The sequence below is a fragment of the Nocardioides thalensis genome (genome assembly GCF_013410655.1).
GTDB lineage: Bacteria > Actinomycetota > Actinomycetes > Propionibacteriales > Nocardioidaceae > Nocardioides > Nocardioides thalensis.
In genome coordinates, this window is sequence record NZ_JACCFP010000001.1 from 791485 (window position 1) to 809628 (window position 18144).

At 73.0% G+C, this 18144-nt stretch carries 20 protein-coding genes and 1 riboswitch; of the genes, 14 read left to right on the plus strand and 6 right to left on the minus strand.

Annotated features, from left to right (window positions below):
- The first annotated feature begins 16 nt into the window (after positions 1–16).
- Positions 17–865, plus strand: coding sequence for a trehalose-phosphatase (gene otsB, locus HNR19_RS03920; protein WP_179666714.1), 849 nt, complete (start codon positions 17–19; stop codon positions 863–865).
- Positions 866–924: 59 nt separating this feature from the next.
- Here the strand turns inward: otsB and HNR19_RS03925 are convergent, their stop codons facing one another.
- Together HNR19_RS03925 and HNR19_RS03930 are read right to left on the minus strand one after the other, a co-directional pair.
- Entirely contained in the window at positions 925–2151 is a 1227-nt protein-coding gene (locus HNR19_RS03925) for an RNA polymerase sigma factor (RefSeq protein ID WP_343047039.1), read from the minus strand.
- A gap of 2 nt (positions 2152–2153) precedes the next feature.
- Entirely contained in the window at positions 2154–2528 is a 375-nt protein-coding gene (locus HNR19_RS03930; protein WP_179666715.1) for a YciI family protein, read from the minus strand.
- A gap of 179 nt (positions 2529–2707) precedes the next feature.
- Positions 2708–2848: riboswitch (SAM riboswitch) on the plus strand.
- Between the two features lie 10 nt (positions 2849–2858).
- On the opposite strand from HNR19_RS03930, the gene thrC reads away from it, so the two are divergent.
- Genes thrC through HNR19_RS22520 form a run of 3 tightly spaced genes read left to right on the plus strand, consistent with a single transcriptional unit; the run spans position 2859 to position 4970 of the window.
- Positions 2859–4160 (plus strand): threonine synthase, encoded by a 1302-nt coding sequence (gene thrC, locus HNR19_RS03935; protein WP_179666716.1) that lies wholly within the window; start codon positions 2859–2861, stop codon positions 4158–4160.
- Positions 4161–4191: 31 nt separating this feature from the next.
- Positions 4192–4470 carry a MoaD/ThiS family protein gene (locus HNR19_RS03940; RefSeq protein ID WP_179666717.1) on the plus strand — a complete coding sequence of 93 codons (279 nt, stop codon included), beginning with the start codon at positions 4192–4194 and terminating at the stop codon, positions 4468–4470.
- Positions 4471–4490: 20 nt separating this feature from the next.
- Positions 4491–4970, plus strand: coding sequence for an OsmC family protein (locus HNR19_RS22520; RefSeq protein ID WP_179666718.1), 480 nt, complete (start codon positions 4491–4493; stop codon positions 4968–4970).
- On the opposite strand, the gene HNR19_RS03950 is transcribed toward HNR19_RS22520, so the two are convergent.
- Together HNR19_RS03950 and HNR19_RS03955 are read right to left on the minus strand one after the other, a co-directional pair.
- Positions 4967–6577 carry an AMP-binding protein gene (locus HNR19_RS03950; RefSeq protein ID WP_179666719.1) on the minus strand — a complete coding sequence of 537 codons (1611 nt, stop codon included), beginning with the start codon at positions 6575–6577 and terminating at the stop codon, positions 4967–4969. The genes HNR19_RS22520 and HNR19_RS03950 overlap by 4 nt on opposite strands.
- Positions 6578–6648: 71 nt before the next feature.
- Positions 6649–7107: a hypothetical protein gene (locus HNR19_RS03955; RefSeq protein ID WP_179666720.1), complete on the minus strand. Its 459-nt coding sequence runs from the start codon at positions 7105–7107 to the stop codon at positions 6649–6651.
- Positions 7108–7335: 228 nt separating this feature from the next.
- On the opposite strand from HNR19_RS03955, the gene HNR19_RS03960 reads away from it, so the two are divergent.
- From HNR19_RS03960 to HNR19_RS04005, 10 genes are all read left to right on the plus strand, one after another.
- Positions 7336–8217 (plus strand): SGNH/GDSL hydrolase family protein, encoded by an 882-nt coding sequence (locus HNR19_RS03960; protein WP_343047040.1) that lies wholly within the window; start codon positions 7336–7338, stop codon positions 8215–8217.
- An 11-nt stretch (positions 8218–8228) separates the two neighbouring features.
- Positions 8229–9020 carry a GDSL-type esterase/lipase family protein gene (locus HNR19_RS03965; protein WP_179666721.1) on the plus strand — a complete coding sequence of 264 codons (792 nt, stop codon included), beginning with the start codon at positions 8229–8231 and terminating at the stop codon, positions 9018–9020.
- Positions 9021–9133: 113 nt separating this feature from the next.
- Entirely contained in the window at positions 9134–9526 is a 393-nt protein-coding gene (locus HNR19_RS23410; protein WP_179666722.1) for a LuxR C-terminal-related transcriptional regulator, read from the plus strand.
- Positions 9527–9588: 62 nt separating this feature from the next.
- Positions 9589–10290 carry a response regulator gene (locus HNR19_RS03975; protein ID WP_179666723.1) on the plus strand — a complete coding sequence of 234 codons (702 nt, stop codon included), beginning with the start codon at positions 9589–9591 and terminating at the stop codon, positions 10288–10290.
- Positions 10287–11741, plus strand: coding sequence for an ATP-binding protein (locus HNR19_RS03980; RefSeq protein ID WP_179666724.1), 1455 nt, complete (start codon positions 10287–10289; stop codon positions 11739–11741). The genes HNR19_RS03975 and HNR19_RS03980 overlap by 4 nt, the downstream gene beginning before the upstream one ends.
- 116 nt (positions 11742–11857) lie before the next feature.
- Positions 11858–12430 carry a hypothetical protein gene (locus HNR19_RS03985; RefSeq protein ID WP_179666725.1) on the plus strand — a complete coding sequence of 191 codons (573 nt, stop codon included), beginning with the start codon at positions 11858–11860 and terminating at the stop codon, positions 12428–12430.
- On the plus strand, positions 12427–13509 hold the full coding sequence (locus HNR19_RS03990) for a peptidoglycan-binding protein (protein WP_179666726.1): 1083 nt from the start codon (positions 12427–12429) through the stop codon (positions 13507–13509). The genes HNR19_RS03985 and HNR19_RS03990 overlap by 4 nt, the downstream gene beginning before the upstream one ends.
- A complete protein-coding gene (locus HNR19_RS03995; protein WP_179666727.1) occupies positions 13506–14204 on the plus strand; it encodes an ABC transporter ATP-binding protein in 699 nt (232 codons plus the stop codon). The genes HNR19_RS03990 and HNR19_RS03995 overlap by 4 nt, the downstream gene beginning before the upstream one ends.
- Positions 14201–15397 (plus strand): FtsX-like permease family protein, encoded by a 1197-nt coding sequence (locus tag HNR19_RS04000; protein ID WP_179666728.1) that lies wholly within the window; start codon positions 14201–14203, stop codon positions 15395–15397. The genes HNR19_RS03995 and HNR19_RS04000 overlap by 4 nt, the downstream gene beginning before the upstream one ends.
- A gap of 145 nt (positions 15398–15542) precedes the next feature.
- Positions 15543–17261, plus strand: coding sequence for an alkaline phosphatase D family protein (locus HNR19_RS04005; protein WP_179666729.1), 1719 nt, complete (start codon positions 15543–15545; stop codon positions 17259–17261).
- A 52-nt stretch (positions 17262–17313) separates the two neighbouring features.
- Here the strand turns inward: HNR19_RS04005 and HNR19_RS04010 are convergent, their stop codons facing one another.
- Both HNR19_RS04010 and HNR19_RS04015 read right to left on the minus strand, forming a co-directional pair.
- Positions 17314–17784: an SRPBCC family protein gene (locus tag HNR19_RS04010; protein WP_179666730.1), complete on the minus strand. Its 471-nt coding sequence runs from the start codon at positions 17782–17784 to the stop codon at positions 17314–17316.
- Positions 17781–18095, minus strand: coding sequence for a metalloregulator ArsR/SmtB family transcription factor (locus tag HNR19_RS04015; RefSeq protein WP_179666731.1), 315 nt, complete (start codon positions 18093–18095; stop codon positions 17781–17783). Before HNR19_RS04015 ends, HNR19_RS04010 begins: the two co-directional genes overlap by 4 nt.
- Positions 18096–18144 lie beyond the last annotated feature (49 nt).

Below are 18144 nucleotides of genomic sequence, written 5' to 3' on the forward strand. Positions count from 1 at the left end.
ATGATTGGCTGGGAGCGTGGAGTTCTCGTCGCTCGAGGGTGAGCATCGCTACGCGGCCGTCGTCCGCGCGGCGTCGCGCACCGTCGTCGGGCTCGACTTCGACGGCACCCTCGCCCCGATCGTCGACGACCCGACCCGGGCCCACATCCACCCCGACGCCAGCGACACGCTCGTCGACCTCGCCGCCGAGGTCGCCGCGATCGCGGTGATCACCGGCCGCCCCGCGCGCCAGGCGCTCGACCTCGGCGGGCTCGAGGAGGTCGGCGACGCGATCCAGGCCGCCGGCAAGGAGCTGTTCCTCTTCGGCCAGTACGGCAACGAGCGCTGGAGCTCCGGCAACCGCCGCATCGTCGGACCCCGACCGCCACGCGGGCTCGCGACGTTCGAGCGCGACCTCCCGCGGGTGCTGCGGCAGGCCGGCGCCGCCGACGCCTTCGTCGAGGACAAGGGACTGGCGGTCGCCGTCCACACCCGCCGGCTCGACGACCCCGAGGCGACCTTCAAGGAGCTCCTCGAGCCGATGTCGCAGCTGGCGGTCCGGCACGGCCTGGTCATCGAACCCGGCCGCAACGTGATCGAGGTGCGCTCCGCCGGCGCCCACAAGGGCATGGTCGTCGACCGGCTCGCCGCCGACCTCGACGCGCAGGGGTTCGTCTTCGCCGGCGACGACCTCGGCGACATCGAGGCGTTCGAGGCGGTCGCCGACCTCGAGAAGGAGGGCCTCGCCACCCTGCGCGTCTGCTCGGCGTCCTCGGAGGAGAGCGCCCTGATCCCGCTCGCCGACGTCGTCGTCCACGGCCCCGAGGGCGTGCTCGGCCTGCTCCGCCAGCTCACCGCCGACGCCCGCGAGGCCCGCGCCGCCTGACGCCGCGCCGAACCGGCACACTTCGGGGCGCGAACCGGCACACTTCGGGGCGCGAGACGTCAGGATCCGGGGTCGAGCAGCGCGCGACGAGCCACCAGGTGGGACCGCTCGGCCTTGTTGCCGCACAGCGCGATGGCGGCCTCGTACGACGCCCGCGCCTCCTCCGTCGCCCCGGTTCGCGCGAGCAGCTCGGCCCGCGCGGCCGGCAGGCGGTGACCGCGCATCGCGACGCCCGCGAGCGCGGCCAGCCCGGCCTCCGGCCCCGACGCCTCGGCGAGCGCGACCGCGCGGTTGAGCCGCACGACCGGGGAGTCGCCGAGCGCGAGCAGCTCGTCGTAGCGCGCGACGATCCGGTCCCACGCCGTCGCACCGGTGAACGCGGATATCGCGTGCTCCGACGCGATCAGCGCCTGGAGGAGGTACGGCGCCGCGGGCCGGTCGGTCAGCGGCCGCAGCAGCGCGAGCGCCTCCTCGATCTCGTCGTGCCGCCACAGCGACCGGTCCTGGTCGGGCAGCAGCACCATGCAGCCGTCGCGGACGCGCGCGTCGCGACGCGAGTGCTGGAGCAGCATCAGCGCCAGCAGCGCGGTGAGCTCCGGGTCGTCGTACGGCAGGAGCGAGCGCAGGACGCGCACCAGCCGGATCGCCTCCCCGGCGAGCTCTGCGCGGAGCACGTCCGGCCCGGAGCCCGGCGCGTAGCCCGCGGTGAACGCCAGGTAGGCGACGTCGGCGACCGCGGCGACGCGGCCGGGCAGCTCCCCCGCGGACGGTACGGCGAACCGCTCGCCCGCGATCCGCTTACGGGCGCGGGTGAGGCGCGCCGCCATCGTCGGCCCCGACTGGAGGAACAGCCGGGCGATGTCGTCGGTCGACACACCGAGCACCATCCGGAGCGTGAGTGCCGCCGCGGCCTCGCGCGAAAGCTGGGGGTGGGCGCACAGCAGCACGAGTCGGAGTCGCTCGTCGACCAGCTCGTCGCCCGGGTCAGCCATGACGCGCTGCGCCTCCGCGGTGAGCCCGGCCTCGACAGCGAGCAGCGGCATCCGCCGGGCGAGCACCTCCTCGCTGCGCAGGCGGTCGAGCACGCGGCGCCGGGCAGTGGTCAACAACCAGGCCGCCGGGTTGGCCGGCACGCCCGCGTCCGGCCAGGTGCGTGCCGCCGCCTCGAAAGCCTCGGCGAGGCCGTCCTCGGCGAGGTCGAGCCGGCGGAACCGCGCGACGAGCAGGGCCAGCAGCCGGCCCCACTCGTCGTGCAGGGCTGCGGCGAGCGCCGCCTGCGGGTCCACCGTCAGCCGGCGTCCCCGCTGTGGTCGACCGCCGCCCGCACCTCGACCGGCGGGCCGCCGGGGTCGGCGAGGATGGCGGAGACCTGGACCAGGTCGTCGAGGTCGTCGGACTCGACGACGTAGAAGCCGCTCAGCTGCTCGACGGTCTCGGCGTAGGGGCCGTCGGTCACCACGAGCTGCCCGGCCGCGTCGCGCGCGACCTTGCGGGTGGTGCGGGAGTGGGTGAGCTCCGCGCCGCCGGTGACGTTGTGGCCCCGCTCGGCGAGAGCCCGGCTGAACTCCTCGTGCCGCGCGAACACGGCTGCTTGCTCCTCCGGGGTCGCGCGCTCCCAGGCGCCTTCGTCGCCGGGCAGCAGTACGACGTACGTGGTGGTCATGCTGCGATCCTTCCTGTTGCTGGTCGGTCTGTCACCGGGATGACGCGCGACCCGGCGCCGGATCGACAGCGGCGGAACGTTTCAACGACAGATCCGACAAATGTCCGCATCCTGGACACCGGTCTCGAATGTCGGGACCTCGATTCGGTGCGCGACCAGGCTGCCGATAGGTTGACGACTGCTCATCCAGAGGGACTGAGGGAACGGCCCGTTGAAGTCCCGGCAACCGCCACGAGCCTCCTGCCGCGCAGATGCGGCGGCAGTCGTGGAGACGGTGCCAAATCCGGCCCGCACGACGGACGTGACGGGACAGATGAGAAGGAGGATCCCATGAGCGCCGTCGTGACCGACGAGACCGGCACCATCGACACCCCAGCGACGAGCACGGCCACGTCCGGCCTGCGGGAGGGCGCGTTCGGCCACGCCGTCGCGCTGTCCTGTCGTGAGTGCGGCCACCGGGTCGACCTCGGCCCGTTCTACGCGTGTCCGGAGTGCTTCGGCCCGCTCGAGATCGCCTACGAGTTCCCCGAGGTCACCCGCGAGGAGATCGAGGCCGGTCCGCGCAACATCTGGCGCTACAAGGCGCTGCTCCCGGTGCCGTCCGACATCGAGCAGAGCCCGAACATGGAGCCCGGCTTCACCCGGCTCCTCAAGGCCGAAAACCTCGGCCGCGAGCTCGGCATCACCAACCTGTGGGTGAAGGACGACTCCACCAACCCGACCAACTCCTTCAAGGACCGGGTCGTCGCCTGCGCCCTCTCGGCCGCGCGCGAGCTCGACGCCAAGGTCTTCGCCTGCCCTTCCACCGGCAACCTCGCCAACGCGGTCGCCGCCGCCGGCGCCCGGGCCGGGATCAAGACCGTCGTCTTCATCCCGAGCAACCTGGAGAAGCCGAAGCAGGTCAACTCCGCGATCTACACCGAGAACCTCGTCGCCGTCGACGGCAACTACGACGACGTCAACAAGCTCGCCTCGGAGATCGCCGGCGAGGAGGACGGCTGGGCGTTCGTCAACGTCAACGTCCGTCCCTACTACGCCGAGGGCTCCAAGACGCTGGGCTACGAGATCGCCGAGCAGCTCGGCTGGCGGCTGCCCGACCAGATCGTCATCCCCGTCGCGTCCGGCTCGCAGCTGACCAAGGTGCACAAGGCGTTCCAGGAGCTGATCAAGGTCGGCCTCGTCGAGGACAAGCCCTACAAGGTGTACGGCGCTCAGGCCACCGGCTGCTCGCCGGTCTCGGTCGCCTACAAGGCCGGCACCGACGCGATCCGCCCGGTCAAGCCCGACACCATCGCCAAGAGCCTCGCGATCGGCAACCCCGCCGACGGCATCTACGTGCTCGACATCTGCCGCCAGACCGGCGGTGCCGTCGAGGACATCACCGACGACGAGGTGCGCGAGGCGATCGTGCTGCTCGCCCGCACCGAGGGCGTCTTCACCGAGACGGCCGGCGGCACGACGGTCGGCGTCCTGAAGAAGCTCGTCGAGACCGGCCAGCTCGACCCGTCGCTCGAGACGGTCGTGATCAACACCGGCCACGGCCTGAAGACCCTCGACGCGATCTCCGACCAGGTCGCCCCCCGCGCCACGATCGCGCCCACATACGACGCCTTCAAGGCCACCGGCATCTGAGAACACCACAGAACAGAGGAACGACAACAGCATGAGCGTCAGCGTCCGGATCCCCACCATCCTCCGCACCTACACCGGCGGCGACTCCGAGGTCACCGCCAACGGCGCGACCCTGAGCGAGGTGCTCGACGACCTCGACGCCAACTTCGCCGGGATCAAGGGCCGGATCGTCGACGAGGACGGCAAGCTGCGCCGCTTCGTCAACGTGTACGTCGGCGAGGACGACGTGCGCTTCCAGCAGGACCTCGCCACGCCGACCCCCGACGGCACCAAGGTCTCGGTGATCCCGGCCGTCGCCGGCGGCTGCTGAGCAAGCGCCACAATGGCCGGGTGACCGACCACCACTACGCGCTCGAGCTCACCTGGCAGGGCAACCGGGGCACCGGGACCAGCGGCTACCGCGACTACGGGCGTCAGGTGCTGCTGCACGCCGACGGCAAGCCCGACCTGCTGGGGTCGGCCGACCCGACGTTCCGGGGCGATGCCGACCGGTGGAACCCCGAGGAGCTGTTGGTGGCGGCGCTGGGGCAGTGCCACCTGCTGTCCTACCTGCACTCGGCGGTCAACCACGGGATCACGGTGCTCGCCTACGAGGACAGCCCGGTCGGCACCATGGCGCAGGTCGGCCAGGGCGGCCGCTTCACCGACGTGCTGCTCCGGCCACAGGTCACGATCGCCGATCCCGCGCACGTCGGGCTCGCCCGGGAGATCCACCACGAGGCGAGCGCGAACTGCTTCATCGCGCAGTCGGTCAACTTCCCGGTGCGCCACGAGCCGACGATCCTGGTCGCCGGCGACCAGGAGTCCTAGGAGAGCAGCTCCACCGCCAGGGCCGCGCTGGCGGCGTAGTCGACCTTGCTGACCGCCGTCCGCGGGACCCGGTCGACGAATAGCACCTCCTTGGGCACCTTGTAGTTGGCGATCAGCGCGCGGCAGTGGTCGCGCAGGTCGTCCGCCGACACCGGCGACCCCTCCCGTCGCTCGACGAGGGCGGTCACCTGCTGCCCCCACCGCTCGTGGGGCGTGCCGATGACCGCGGCGTCGAAGACGTCGTCGTGGCGTAGCAACACCGACTCGACCTCCTCCGGGTGGACCTTCTCGCCGCCGGTGTTGATGCAGACCGAGCCGCGGCCGAGCAACGAGATCATCCCGTCCTCCTCGAGCCGGGCCGCGTCGCCGGGGATGGTCCAGCGCTTGCCGTCGATCTCCTTGAACGTGGCGGCGGTCTTGACCGGGTCCTTGTAGTAGCCCTGCGGCATCGGTCCCGAGCGGCCCAGCAGGCCCTCCTCGCCGACGGCGGCCGGCCGGAGGTCCGGCGTGAACACCATGACGTCGGGGCCCGGCGTGAACCGCGGCGCCCCGACCGGCCCGTCCGTGCCCTCGTCGACCCGCGACGCGGTCGCGCCGGACTCGGAGGCGCCGTAGGTGTCGAGGATGAAGCGGCCCGGCAGGGCCCGTCGGATCTCGGCGCGCACCCCGTCGGACAGCGGCGCCGCCCCGTTGGAGACCGCCGCCAGGGAGGACAGGTCCCAGCGGTCGGGCTCGGCGAGGATCGCCTCCGCGACCGGACGGCCCATCGCGTCGCCGAGGAACGTCAGCGAGTTGACGCCGGCGGCCTGCACGAGGTCGAGGATCTTGGCGGCGTCGAACGACGGCTCGGTGTAGAGCGCCACGGTGTAGCCGGCGACGTGGCCGTTGCCCAGGATCCACTGGCTGCCGCCGTGCATCATCGGCCCGCACGCGAGGAGCGTCATCGGGTTCTCGTTGGCCGCCGCCTCCCGGCCGAGCGCCTCGACCGACTCGACAGGAGCGCCGTACCGCGCCGCGTTGAGCGCCGCGAGGATCAGGTCCTCGTTGCGCCACACCACGCCCTTGGGGTTGCCGGTGGTGCCGCCGGTGTAGAGCACGTAGGAGTCGTCGCCCGACCGGCCCACGTCCGGCCGTTGCGCCGACGCGGCGGCCAGCGCGGCGTCGTACTCCTCGTTGAGCACGACCAGGTGTCGCAGGTCGGGGAGGCCCAGCTCCCGTACGGCGTCGACGTGCTCCGGCGCGATGATCGCGGCGACGCAGTCGGCGTTGTCGTAGAGGTAGGCGAGCTCGTCGTGGAGGTACTTGTAGTTGACGTTGATCGGCACCGCACGGATCTTGAGGCACGCGTAGAGCGCGTCGACCCACTCGATGCGGTTGGAGGCGTGCACGGCGACATGGTCGCCCGGCGCGATGCCGAGGCCGAGCAGGTGGTTGGCGAGCCGGGAGGCGCGCTCGTCGACCTCCGCGTAGGAGTACGTCCGGGCCATCGTGAAGACGGCGGCGCGCTCGGGGATCGCGTCGGCCATCACCTCGATGACGTCGGCGAGGTTCAGCGGTCGGGCCGGGGCCGGGGTCGCAGCGTCGGGGTTCGCCGTGGTCTGGGTCACACGGACATGGTGACCGCTAGAACATGTTCTCGCCAGTGCCGACGGCAAGTCGCGGTTCGATGGGAACCCGGTCAGTCGACCTCGGCGAGCGTCTCGAGCAAGACATCGAGGTATTCGCGAGTGAGCAACCGGCTGCCCGTGTCGAGGTGGATCGATGTCACCCCGGCCTCGGGGGCGACGAAGAGCATCGCGGCGTAGCCTCCCTTGAAGGCGAACTCCCCGACGAGGCCGGGGCCGACCGCGGTGTCGACGTAGGCAGAGTGGCGCAACTGCCGCGTGCCCCGGGTGGTGATCATGAAGTCGTTCCGGAGCGTCGACGTCGTCGGAACCCGGTCCAGCTGAGGCTCTGGGCGCACGACGAGGTTGCCGCCGAGCGCATGGGCGACGTGATCCGTGGCCGCCGCCTCGCGCTCGGCCTGCTCCGTGCTGAGGTTCGTGTAGTCACGCATCAGCTCGGCGTGGCGCTCCGGCGTGATGGTCTGCCAGTGCTCAGGCACGGCCATCTGGAGCCGGGTCTCGTCCGTCTCCACGAGCCGGTACCCGTCGGGGACTCGTGCTTCGTCGGCTCCACCCGGCTCGCCGCGGTCGAGTGACGAGCAAGCCGCGACGAGGCAGGCAGCGAGAACGACAGCCGCCGTACGGGTCTTCAGCACGGCGGGACTGTACGTGAGCCAAGCCGCCGGAACGCGCGTATCCGCGACACGAACACGCCACCGCGCCGCCACGGTCCGTTCAGGTGGGTCTGGTTCAAACATCACGTGATCCGCAAGCGCACGATGATCGGGGGCGCGGCCGTGGTGGGGGCGATCAGCCTGACGGCCGGCGGCACCCGTGAGCTGCTGCGACGGCAGGCGGCGATCGCGCGCCGGCGGATCGGGAAGCCGCTGGGTGAGGACGCGATCGACGCGTCCCGCACCTGGAAGAAGTCGTACGGCGACCGCCTCGACCTCGTCGTGCTCGGCGACTCGATCGCGGCCGGTCTCGGTGCCGAGCGGCCCAAGGACACGCTCGGCGGGCGGCTCGCCCGCGGGCTCGCGAAGGAGCTCCAGCGGTCGGTGCGGCTGCGCACGACCGCGGTCGTGGGCTCCGAGTCGTCGGCCCTCGCCGGCCAGCTGGACGGGCTCCCGGCGGGCTACCGGCCCGACCTGGCGGTCATCGTCGTCGGCGGCAACGACGTGACCCATCGGGTGCCGGTCTCGACGTCGGTCAAGCACCTCGAGGACGCGATCGTGCGGCTGCGCGAGCTCGGTGCCGAGGTCGTCGTCGGCACCTGCCCCGACCTCGGCGCGCTGCGCCCGGTCCCGCAGCCCCTGCGCTCGCTCGGCTCGCGGATGTCGCGCCAGCTCGCCACCGCGCAGGCTGCGGCCGCCGTACGGAACGGAGCGCATGCGGTGTCCCTCGCCCGCGTGGTCGGACCGTTCTTCATCACCAACCCCGACGAGATGTTCAGCCTCGACCGGTTCCACCCGAGCGCGCTCGGCTACAAGCGCACCGCCAAGGCGCTGCTGCCCTCGCTGCTGACCGCGCTCGGCGAGCACGAGAGCGTACCGTTCGGCCACCACGCGCCCCAGGTCGTGGAGCCCGATCCGGACGTGATCGAGGCCGAGACCGGCGAGCAGATCGCGGACCCCTCCGCGTGAGGAGACGCGTCGTGCTCGCCCTCGCGGCGGGCGCGGCCGCGACGTACGGCGTGGTCGCCGGCGGCAAGGCCCTGATCGAGCGGCAGGTCGCCTACACGCGCAGCATCACCGGGACGCCGCTCGGCTGGGCGGCGCCCAATGCCGACGGGCGGTACGGCGACCGCTACCAGCGCGAGCTGCTCCGCATCGTCGTGGTCGGCGACTCAGTGGCGGCCGGCCTCGGCGCGACCCTCCCGTCGCACACCGTCGGCGCCCGGGTCGCCCGCCGGGTCGCGCGGCACGCGAGGCGGCCGGTCCGGCTGCGCACCGTCGCGCGGATCGGTGCCGAGTCGCGCGACCTCGCCGGGCAGCTGGCCCACTTCGGCCCGGCCTACCGGCCCGACCTCGCGATCGTGGTCGTCGGCGGCAACGACGTGCTCCACCGGGTGCCGGCCGAGGAGAGCGGCCGCAACCTCGCCGCCTGCGTGCGGAGCCTCCAGGAGCGGGGAGCGGCGGTGGTCGTCGGCACCTGCCCCGACCTCGGCGCGCTCAAGCAGGTGCCGCAGCCGCTGCGCACGCTCGCCTCGATCGCCTCCCGCCAGGTCGCCGCCGCCCAGGCGCGCGCGGTCGCGCCGCTCGGCGTCGAGGTCGTCGACCTCGCTCGCGTGGTCGGGCCGTTCTTCCTGGCGCACCCGGAGGAGATGTTCGCGCTGGACCGCTTCCACCCGAGCTCCCTGGGCTACCAGCGCACCGCGCGGGCGATGGTGCCCGCCGCCCTGCGGGCGATCGACGCTCGTGGTGGTCCGATCCGTCCTGCGGGCTGAGCCCCGTTGCGACCCCGTCGCAGGACGCAACGCGCGACTCGGGACAAATCCCGCGGCCAGGTCGGGACTCCTGCCCCTGCCGCCCGGGACGGCCGGCCCGGCACGGTCGTCCCATGAGCCTGATGCCCTGCCCCCGGAACCCCCCGACCCACCGGCCGATCCCGACGGTGCGGACCCGCCACGGCATCCTCCGCTCCGTCCCGGCGCCCGGCCCGATGCCCGCCCCGGCCACGCCGGCGCCGACGACCCTCCCCGCTCCCGACCCCGCCGGCCCGGCCTGGGCCGAGCTGCTCTCGCGCCGTGAGCAGGAGGTCCTGCGGTGCGTGGCGCGCGGCCTGAGCAATGCCGAGATCGCCGCCGAGCTGTTCATCTCGATCGCCACCGTCAAGAGCCACGTCGCCCGCCTCCTCGGCAAGCTGTGCGCCCGCGACCGGGTGCAGCTGGTCGTGATGGCGTTCCGCTCGGGCTTCGTCGAGTGCCCCGCCCACAAACGCCGCGGCGCGTGATCCTGGCTTGAGGCTCGGGCTGCTCTTCATCTCCTCTCAGGATCGGCGGGCACCCTGGTCCGGTGAACCACGAGCCGCGTCCTGCGGGCGCCCGGATCCTCGTCGTCGACGACGAGCCCGACGTCCGCGGCAGCCTGGCCGGCGGCCTGTCCTTCGAGGGCTATGACGTGGTCACCGCCGCCGACGGCGGCGCGGCACTCGGCGCCATCGCCGACGCGGTCCCCGACCTCGTCGTGCTCGACGTCGGCATGCCGCACATCGGCGGGCTCGAGGTCTGCCGGCGGATCCGCTCGCGCGCGCTCGACGTACCGATCCTGCTGCTGACCGCCCGCGACGGCACCGACGACCGGGTGCTCGGGCTGGACGCCGGCGCCGACGACTACCTGGTGAAGCCGTTCGCGCTCGAGGAGCTCCTCGCCCGGCTCCGCGCCCTCCTCCGCCGCCGGAGGGGGCCAGTGGACCCGGTGCTGCGGTACGGCGGGGTGGTGCTCGACCCGGCGTCGCGCGAGGCGACGCGCGACGGGCGGCCGCTCGAGCTCACCCGCACCGAGTTCGACCTGCTCGAGCTGTTCCTCCAGAACCCGCGGCGGGTCCTCGAGCGCCGGCTGATCCTCCGCGAGGTGTGGGGCCTCGACTTCGACTCCGGCTCCAACACCCTGGACGTGTTCGTCGGCTACCTGCGGCGCAAGACCGAGATCGACGGTGGCAGCCGGCTGCTGCACAACGTGCGCGGCGTGGGCTACGTGCTGCGGGAGCCGGTGTGAAGTCGCTGGTGCGGCGGCTGACGATCCGCTCCCGCCTGGCGCTCCTCTGCGCCGCTGTGGTCGCCCTCGGTATCGTCGCCGCGAGCGTGGTCGCGTGGGTCGCGGCCCGCGAGACGCTGCGCGCCCAGATCGACGCGTCGCTCGGGCTGCCGACGATGGTGCGCAGCGTGCAGCTCGACGGGTCGGCGGAGCCGCCCGGCGCCACCCGGGTCGAGCTGCCGGCCGACCTGGCCGCGCGGCTCTGCCAGGATGTCCCCCTCGCCGCGGAGGAGGAACGGCTCATCGCCAACGTGCAGGTGATCCTGCCGGGTGGCGAGGTCTGCAGCCCCGGCCGCGAGACGCCGATCCTCCAGCCGACGGCCGACGAGCTCGCCGTCGCCGTCGACGGCAGCGGGCAGGTGCTGCGGGACGCGGTCGACAGCAACGGCGACGACGTACGCGTGCTGACCCGCCCGCTCGAGGACGGCACGGCCGTGCAGACGGTGCGGTCGCTCCAGGAGGTCAACACGACGCTCGACCGGCTCGCCTGGATCCTCGGGCTCGCCTCCGGCCTCGGCGTCCTCCTCGCCGCGCTCACCGGGTGGTACGTCGCTCGCACCACCCTGCGGCCGGTGGAGCGGGTGGCCGACGCCGCCGAGCACGTCGCGGCGACCGACGACCTCTCGGTCCCGCTGACGTACGACGCCGCGGCCGGCGGCGCGCCGCGCGACGAGGTCGCCCGCCTCACGACCGCGTTCAACGCGATGACCACCCGGCTCGCGGCGTCCCGCGCGCGCCAGCAGCAGCTCGTCGTCGACGCCAGCCACGAGCTGCGCACCCCGGTCACCAGCCTCCGCACCCACGTCGAGTGGCTGATGCGGGCCGACGACCGCGGTCGGCCGCTGTCGCCGGAGGAGCGCCGCCGCGTCGGACGCGCCGTGCTCGGGCAGGTGGAGGAGCTGACCGACCTCGTCGCCGAGCTCGGCGAGATCGCACGCGGGGGAGCGGCCGACGCCGTCGTACCGGTCCGGCTGGACGAGGTCGCCCTGCGTGCCGTCGACCGCGCCCAGCGGCGCGATCCCGCGCGACGGCTGGACATCGACGTCGCGCCGGGTTCGCCGGTCGCCGGCGACCCGGCGGCGCTGGAGCGCGCGGTGGTGAACCTGCTCGACAACGCCCTGAAGTTCTCCGACGGCCCGGTCGGGCTCTCGGTCCGCGACCAGGCGGTCACGGTCAGCGACCGCGGGCCGGGCCTCCCCGCGGAGGAGCGGGCGGCGGCGTTCGAGCGGTTCTGGCGGTCGGCCGGTGCGCGCGAGCTGCCGGGCTCCGGCCTCGGGCTCGCGATCGTGGCCGACGTCGCGGAGCGGCACGGAGGTGCCGCGTTCTTCCGGCCCCGCGCCGGAGGCGGGAGCGAGGTCGGGTTCACGGTCGGAGCCCCCGTCGGCGCCCCGGTTGCCGTCCCCGCGCGCTGACTCCACAGGCAGCCCTCACGAAGCTCTCAGACTTCCTTGGCTCGGCTCACGAGCCCGGTTCCTAGCGTCGCCGTCACCCGGGCAACGAGGTGCCCGCGACGGAAGGCCAGAAGATGATGAGACGACTGGGTGCGGCGCTGTGCGTGGCCGCCTTGCTGCTGTTCACCGCCACCGCGTGCGGGTCGGAGGACGACGGGACCGACGGCGTGGCGAGCCTCGACGACGGGGCAGCCGGCGACGACGGCGGGGACAGCGGCGGCGACGGTGGCGACGAGAAGTCGGCCGAGGAGCAGGCGCTCGAGTTCGCGCAGTGCATGCGCGACAACGGCGTCGACATGCCCGATCCGGAGGTGGACGAGGACGGTCGCCTCCAGTTCCGCGCCGGCGATGGCGAGGGCGAGATGCCCGACCAGGCGACGCTCGAGAAGGCCCAGGAGGCGTGCGAAGACCTCCAGCCCGACTTCGGCGGCCAGTTGTCGCCCGAGGACGAGTCGGAGATGCAGGACCGGCTGCTCGACTTCGCCGAGTGCATGCGCGACAACGGCATCGACATGCCTGACCCGGAGTTCGACGACGGCATGGTCCGCTTCGGCCCGCCGGAGGGCGTCGACCCCGAGGACCCCACCTTCCGCGAGGCCCAGGAGACCTGCATGGACGAGGTCGGCATGGGTGAGGAGATGCGGCCGTGACCGTGTTCTCGGTCCCGCGCGTACGCCGCCTGCTGCTCGGCGTGGTGCTGCTCGCGCTCGCGGTGGCCGGCGGCACGGCGTACCTCTGGCAGCGCGAGGGCGGCGCCTCGGCCGACGACGGCGCGGAGACCACGACGGGCGCGACCGCGACCGCCGAACGGCGCGACCTCGTCGACGCGGAGCGGGTGAGCGGCACGCTGGAGTACGCGGACTCGATCACGGTCACCGCCAACGGCGAGGGCACCGTGACCGAGCTGCCCGAGGAGGCGAGCGTGCTCCGCCGCGGCGACGTCGCCTACCGCGTCGACGACCTGCCCGTGGTCGTGCTGCTGGGCGACCTGCCGATGTGGCGCGACCTCTACGAGGGGGTCGAGGACGGCAAGGACGTGCGCCAGCTCGAGCGCAACCTCGCCCGCCTCGGCTACGACCCGGGCACCGTCAACAAGGAGTTCACCTGGTACACCGAGTCGGCGCTGCTCGACCTCCAGGAGGACCTCGGCGTCGACGAGGACGGGATCGCCAGCCCCGCCGACTTCGTGGTCGTCGAGGACGCCCTGCGGGTCGGCGCACACACCGCCACCGTCGGGCAGCAGCTGGTGCTCGGCACGACCACGGAGCTCTACAGCGCCTCGGCGCTGGACCGCGTGGTCAACGTCGACCTCGAGCCCTCGGACGAGTCGCTCGCCAACGTCGGCGCGAAGGCCACGGTCACGCTGCCGGACGGCGCGACCATCAGGGCGACGGTGTCGTCGGTCGGCGAGGTCGAGACCACCACGGCGGCGGACGGCACCGAGACGTCGACGATCCCGGTCGAGCTCGCCGTCGAGGAGTCGAAGAAGGTCGCCGACCTCGACGTCGCGACCGTGAGCGTCGACCTCGCGCGCGACACCAAGAAGGACGTCGTCGCCGTGCCGGTCACCGCCCTGGTCGCGCTCGCCGAGGGCGGCTTCGCCGTGGAGCTCGTCGAGGGGTCCGGCGACCCGGTGCTGACCGCGGTCGAGCCGGGCCTCTACGCCGACGGCTACGTCGAGATCATCGACGGCCTCGCCGTCGGCGACACGGTGGTGGTGCCGGAATGAGCGCGCCCGTCCTCGACGTACGAGACGTGCGCAAGAGCTACGGCGACCTCGAGGTGCTGCACGGGGTCTCGCTGACGGTGGAGCGCGGCGAGCAGGTTGCCGTCGTCGGGCCGTCCGGCTCGGGGAAGTCGACGCTGCTGCACATCATCGGCACGCTCGACCGGCCGACCTCGGGCACGGTGGTCATCGACGGCCGCGACACGTCCGGGATGTCCGAGGCCGAGCTCGCCGGCCTGCGCTCGCACCGGATCGGCTTCGTGTTCCAGTCCTTCCACCTGCTCGACGGCGTGAGCGCGACGGACAACGTCGCGCAGGGCCTGCTCTACCGGGGGGTACGGCGCAGGGAGCGCACCCAGCGGGCCCGCGAGGCCCTGCGCCGGGTCGGCCTGGGTCACCGGCTCGAGCACGACCCGCGGCTGATGTCGGGAGGCGAGCGCCAGCGGGTGGCGATCGCGCGGGCGCTGCTCAACCGCCCGGCGATCGTGTTCGCCGACGAGCCCACCGGCAACCTCGACAGCCACTCCGGGGCCGAGGTGCTCGGGCTGCTCGACGAGCTCCACGCGGAGGGCACCACGATCGTCGTGATCACCCACGAGCACGAGGTGGCCGCCGCCATGCAGCGCCGGGTCGAGATCCGGGACGGCCTGATCAACGCGGACACGGCCGTCGCGCCCGGTGCCGGGGGGTTGCGGTGAGCCGGCTGCGGTCGCGGGTCGGCCTCGTCGACCAGGCGCGGGTCGGCGGCGTCGCGCTCCGGTCGCGGAAGGTGCGCAGCGTGCTGTCCGCGCTCGGCATCGCGATCGGTGTCGCGACCGTGGTGAGCGTGCTCGGCATCTCGCGGTCGTCGCAGGCCGACCTGCTCGACCAGCTCGACGCGCTCGGCACCAACCTGCTCCAGGCGGAGTCCGGCGAGGGCTTCGGGCTCGGCGACGACACCACGCTCCCCGACACGGCCGCGGCCGGCGTACGCAACATCGCGCCGGTGGAGTCGGTCGCCATGGTCACCGACCTGTCCGAGTCGGCACTGCGCAGCGCGCTCGCCGACCCCGACGAGACCAACGGGATCTCGCTCAAGGCGGCCGAGCCGACCACGCTCGACGCGCTGGCCGGGACCATGGCGCAGGGCAGGTTCCTCGACGACGCGATCGGCGCCTACCCGACCGCCGTCCTCGGCGCGGTCGCCGCCGAGCGGCTCGGCATCACCGAGGTCGACGGCAGCACGTCGGTGTGGATCGATGGCCGGTCGTGGCTCGTGGTCGGGATCATGGACGAGCTCCCGCTCGCGCCCGACCTCGACCGCTCGGTCCTCGTGGGGTACGGCGCCGCCGAGGCCTGCGTCGAGGACGACCTCGCGCCGACGCGGCTCTACGTCCGGACCGATCCCGACGTGGTGGAGGACGTCGCGTCGGTGCTCTCGGCGCAGGCCAACCCCGAGGCGCCCGAGAACGTCGACGTGTCCCGCCCCTCCGACGCGCTGGAGGCCAAGGCCGCCGCCGAGGACGCGTTCACCTCGCTCTTCCTCGGACTCGGCGCGGTCGCTCTGATCGTGGGCGCGGTGGGCACCGCCAACGTGATGGTGATGTCCGTCCTCGAGCGACGCGGCGAGATCGGGCTGCGTCGCGCGCTCGGCGCGACCCGTGGCCACGTGCGCGTGCAGTTCCTCGTCGAGGCCGTACTGCTGTCGATCGGCGGTGGCGTCCTCGGCGTGCTCGGCGGTGCCGGCGTCACCTGGGGCTACACCGACTGGAACGGCCTGACGTTCTCGCTGCCGCCCGAGGCCGTCGGCTACGGCCTGCTCGCGGCGGTCGCGATCGGGGTGCTCGCGGGCGTCTATCCCGCGGCCCGGGCCGCCCGGATGTCGCCCACCGAGGCGCTGCGCGCCGGGTGAGGGTGGGTCGTGCGGGTGAGCGTGGCCTATCGGTCACTCTCACCCGCACGACTCGTCGCTTCGTGGTCCGGTCACGTTCAACCTCCGCGGCGAGGGTGGTCCGCGCCCCCATCCCGCTCTCGCCCATCTCGGAGGTTGATGAGTCATGTCCGCATCCCCCACGCGCTCGGCCGGCCCGGCCGCGAAGGCCGCCATCGGGCGCCGCGGCTTCGTCGGCGGCGCCGGCGCGGCCGCCGTACTCCTCGGCACCGGCGCCATCCCCGGCGAGGCCGCGGCCGTCCGCTCGGCTGCCGCCCGCACCGCCGCCCGCGACTACCCGTTCACGCTCGGGGTCGCGTCCGGCGACCCGCTGCCCAACTCGGTCGTGCTCTGGACCCGGCTGGCCACCGACCCGCTCGCCGCCGACGGCTCCGGCGGGATGCCGCCCCGGCCGGTCGGCGTCGCCTACGAGGTCGCCGAGGACGAGCGCTTCCGCCGGGTCGTGAAGCGCGGCGCCGTCACGGCCACGCCCGCGCTCGGTCACTCGGTGCACCCGGAGGTGTGGGGCCTGCGCCCCTCGACCGTCTACTACTTCCGGTTCCGGGTCGGCGGCCACATCAGCCCGGTCGGCCGCACGAGGACGGCGCCCTCGCTCGACGCCCGCAACGCGGCCGTGTCGTTCGCGTTCGCCAGCTGCGCCCGCTGGGACCAGGGCTTCTACACCGCCTACGGCCACCTGGCGAACGAGGATCTGGACCTGGTCGTCCACCTCGGCGACTACCTCTACGAGTACGGCATCAACGCCACCGGCGGCGCACGCAACCAGCCGATGGGCCCGGAGTTCGCGGGCGAGACCACCGACCTGGCTCGCTACCGGCTCCAGTACGGCCTCTACAAGAGCGACCCGAACCTGATGGCCGCGCACGCGTCGGCGCCGTTCGTCGTCACGCCCGACGACCACGAGGTCGAGAACAACTGGGCGGACGAGATCCCCGAGGCGTCCAGCCAGAGCCAGGGCGAGCTGTGGATGCCGCGCCGTACCGCCGCGTTCCAGGCCTACTACGAGAACCTGCCGTTCCGCGCCGGCTCGGTGCCGAGCGGCGCCGACATGCAGATCTACCGCAAGCTGTCCTACGGCACCCTGCTCGACTTCAACGTCCTGGACACCCGGCAGTACCGCGACGACCAGCCGTACGGCGACGGCAGCGACGTGCCCGGCCCGGAGAGCACCGACCCCTCGAAGTCGATGATGGGCCTGGCGCAGGAGAAGTGGCTGCTCGACAACTTCGCGCGGTCGCGGGCCCGGTGGCAGGTGCTGGCCAACCAGGCGCCGATGGCGGAGACCGACCAGGACGCGACCGACGGCAAGCTGCTCTTCATGGACCCGTGGGACGGCTACGTCGCCAACCGCGAGCGGATCCTCGGCGGGGCCCGCGACCGCGGCGTCGACAACCTCGTCGTGATCACCGGCGACCGGCACCAGAACTACGCGAGCAACCTGCTCCTCGACTACGACGACCCCTCGTCGCCGGTCGTGGGCAGCGAGTTCGTCGGCACGTCGATCACGAGCGGCGGCGACGGCGCCGACATGACGCCGGGCGGTGAGAACCTGCTCGCCGCCAACCCGCACCTGAAGTTCTTCAACTCCCAGCGCGGCTACGTCCGCTGCAAGGTGACCCGCGAGGAGTGGCGCAGCGACTACCGGGTGATCCCGTACGTCACCCGCCCCGACGCGCCGGTCTCGACGCGCGCCACCTGGGTCGTCGAGAACGGCGTCCCCGGCGTGCAGCTCGCGAGCGAGGGCGCGGTCGTGGGCCGGCGCCGCAGCGCGACCGAGAAGTCGGAGGCCGAGCTCGACGTACGGAGGGCGCGGGCGGGGCGCTGAGCCGAAGTCGTAGGAGTGAGAGTGGCCTATAGGTCACTCTCACTCCTACGACTCAGACGAGGGCGGCGAACCGCTCCAGGTAGAGCGGCCAGCCGGCCTCGTCGCCGACGCCCGCGCTCATGCTGGCCCAGCCCTCGCCGTGGCGGTCGAGGTGGCGGTGCTCCAGGACGACGCGCGTGCCGTCGCCCTCGGGCTCGAAGCTCACCTCGACCTCGCTGCACTTCTCCGGGTCGGTCTCGAGGCTCCACTGGAGGTCGATGTCCCAGGAGAACACCAGCCGGTGCGGTGGCTCGAACGCGAGGACCCGGGACCAGCGGCACTCCGAGCCGTCCTCGGCGCGGTCGTAGATGTGGCCGCCCACGCGGGGCTCGAGCACCGTCTCGACGATCGGGCTCTCCATGATGTTGTGCTCGCGCGGCTTGATGTCGCCGAAGCGTTCGGTGAACACGGCGAAGGCTCGCTCGACCGGTACGGCGACGGTGATCTCGCGGCGGACGGTGGTGTCGGTGGGGGTGGTGGTCATGAGTCGTTCTCCTCTTCGGCGATCTGCTTGAAGGTGTCGAGGGCCTGGCCCCAGAACGCGTCGAGGTCCGCGCGGAGGCGGCGCAACCCGTCGGGGTCGACGCGGTGGATGCGGCGCGTGCCCTCGGCGTGCACCAGCACGAGGCGGGCGTCGCGCAGCACCTTGAGGTGCTGGGAGACGGCGGGGCGGCTGATCGGCAGCTCGCTGGCGATCTCGGCGACCGATCGGGGGCGCGCGGCGACGTACTCGAAGATCCGCTTGCGGCTCGGGTCGCCGAGCGCGACCCACGGGTCCACTGCGTAAGTCGTCACGAACCGTAAGTTATCACTTACAGAGTCGCCGTCAAGGGCGGTTCTGGCC

Excerpts from the sequence above, each read along its gene's own strand:
- HNR19_RS03930 (WP_179666715.1), bottom strand. The coding sequence starts at position 2,528 with ATGACCACCACGTACGTCGTACTGCTGCCCGGCGACGAAGGCGCCTGG.
- thrC (WP_179666716.1), top strand. The coding sequence starts at position 2,859 with ATGAGCGCCGTCGTGACCGACGAGACCGGCACCATCGACACCCCAGCG.
- HNR19_RS03940 (WP_179666717.1), top strand. The coding sequence starts at position 4,192 with ATGAGCGTCAGCGTCCGGATCCCCACCATCCTCCGCACCTACACCGGC.
- HNR19_RS23410 (WP_179666722.1), top strand. The coding sequence starts at position 9,134 with ATGAGCCTGATGCCCTGCCCCCGGAACCCCCCGACCCACCGGCCGATC.
- HNR19_RS03985 (WP_179666725.1), top strand. The coding sequence starts at position 11,858 with ATGAGACGACTGGGTGCGGCGCTGTGCGTGGCCGCCTTGCTGCTGTTC.
- HNR19_RS03995 (WP_179666727.1), top strand. The coding sequence starts at position 13,506 with ATGAGCGCGCCCGTCCTCGACGTACGAGACGTGCGCAAGAGCTACGGC.
- HNR19_RS04005 (WP_179666729.1), top strand. The coding sequence starts at position 15,543 with ATGTCCGCATCCCCCACGCGCTCGGCCGGCCCGGCCGCGAAGGCCGCC.
- HNR19_RS04010 (WP_179666730.1), bottom strand. The coding sequence starts at position 17,784 with ATGACCACCACCCCCACCGACACCACCGTCCGCCGCGAGATCACCGTC.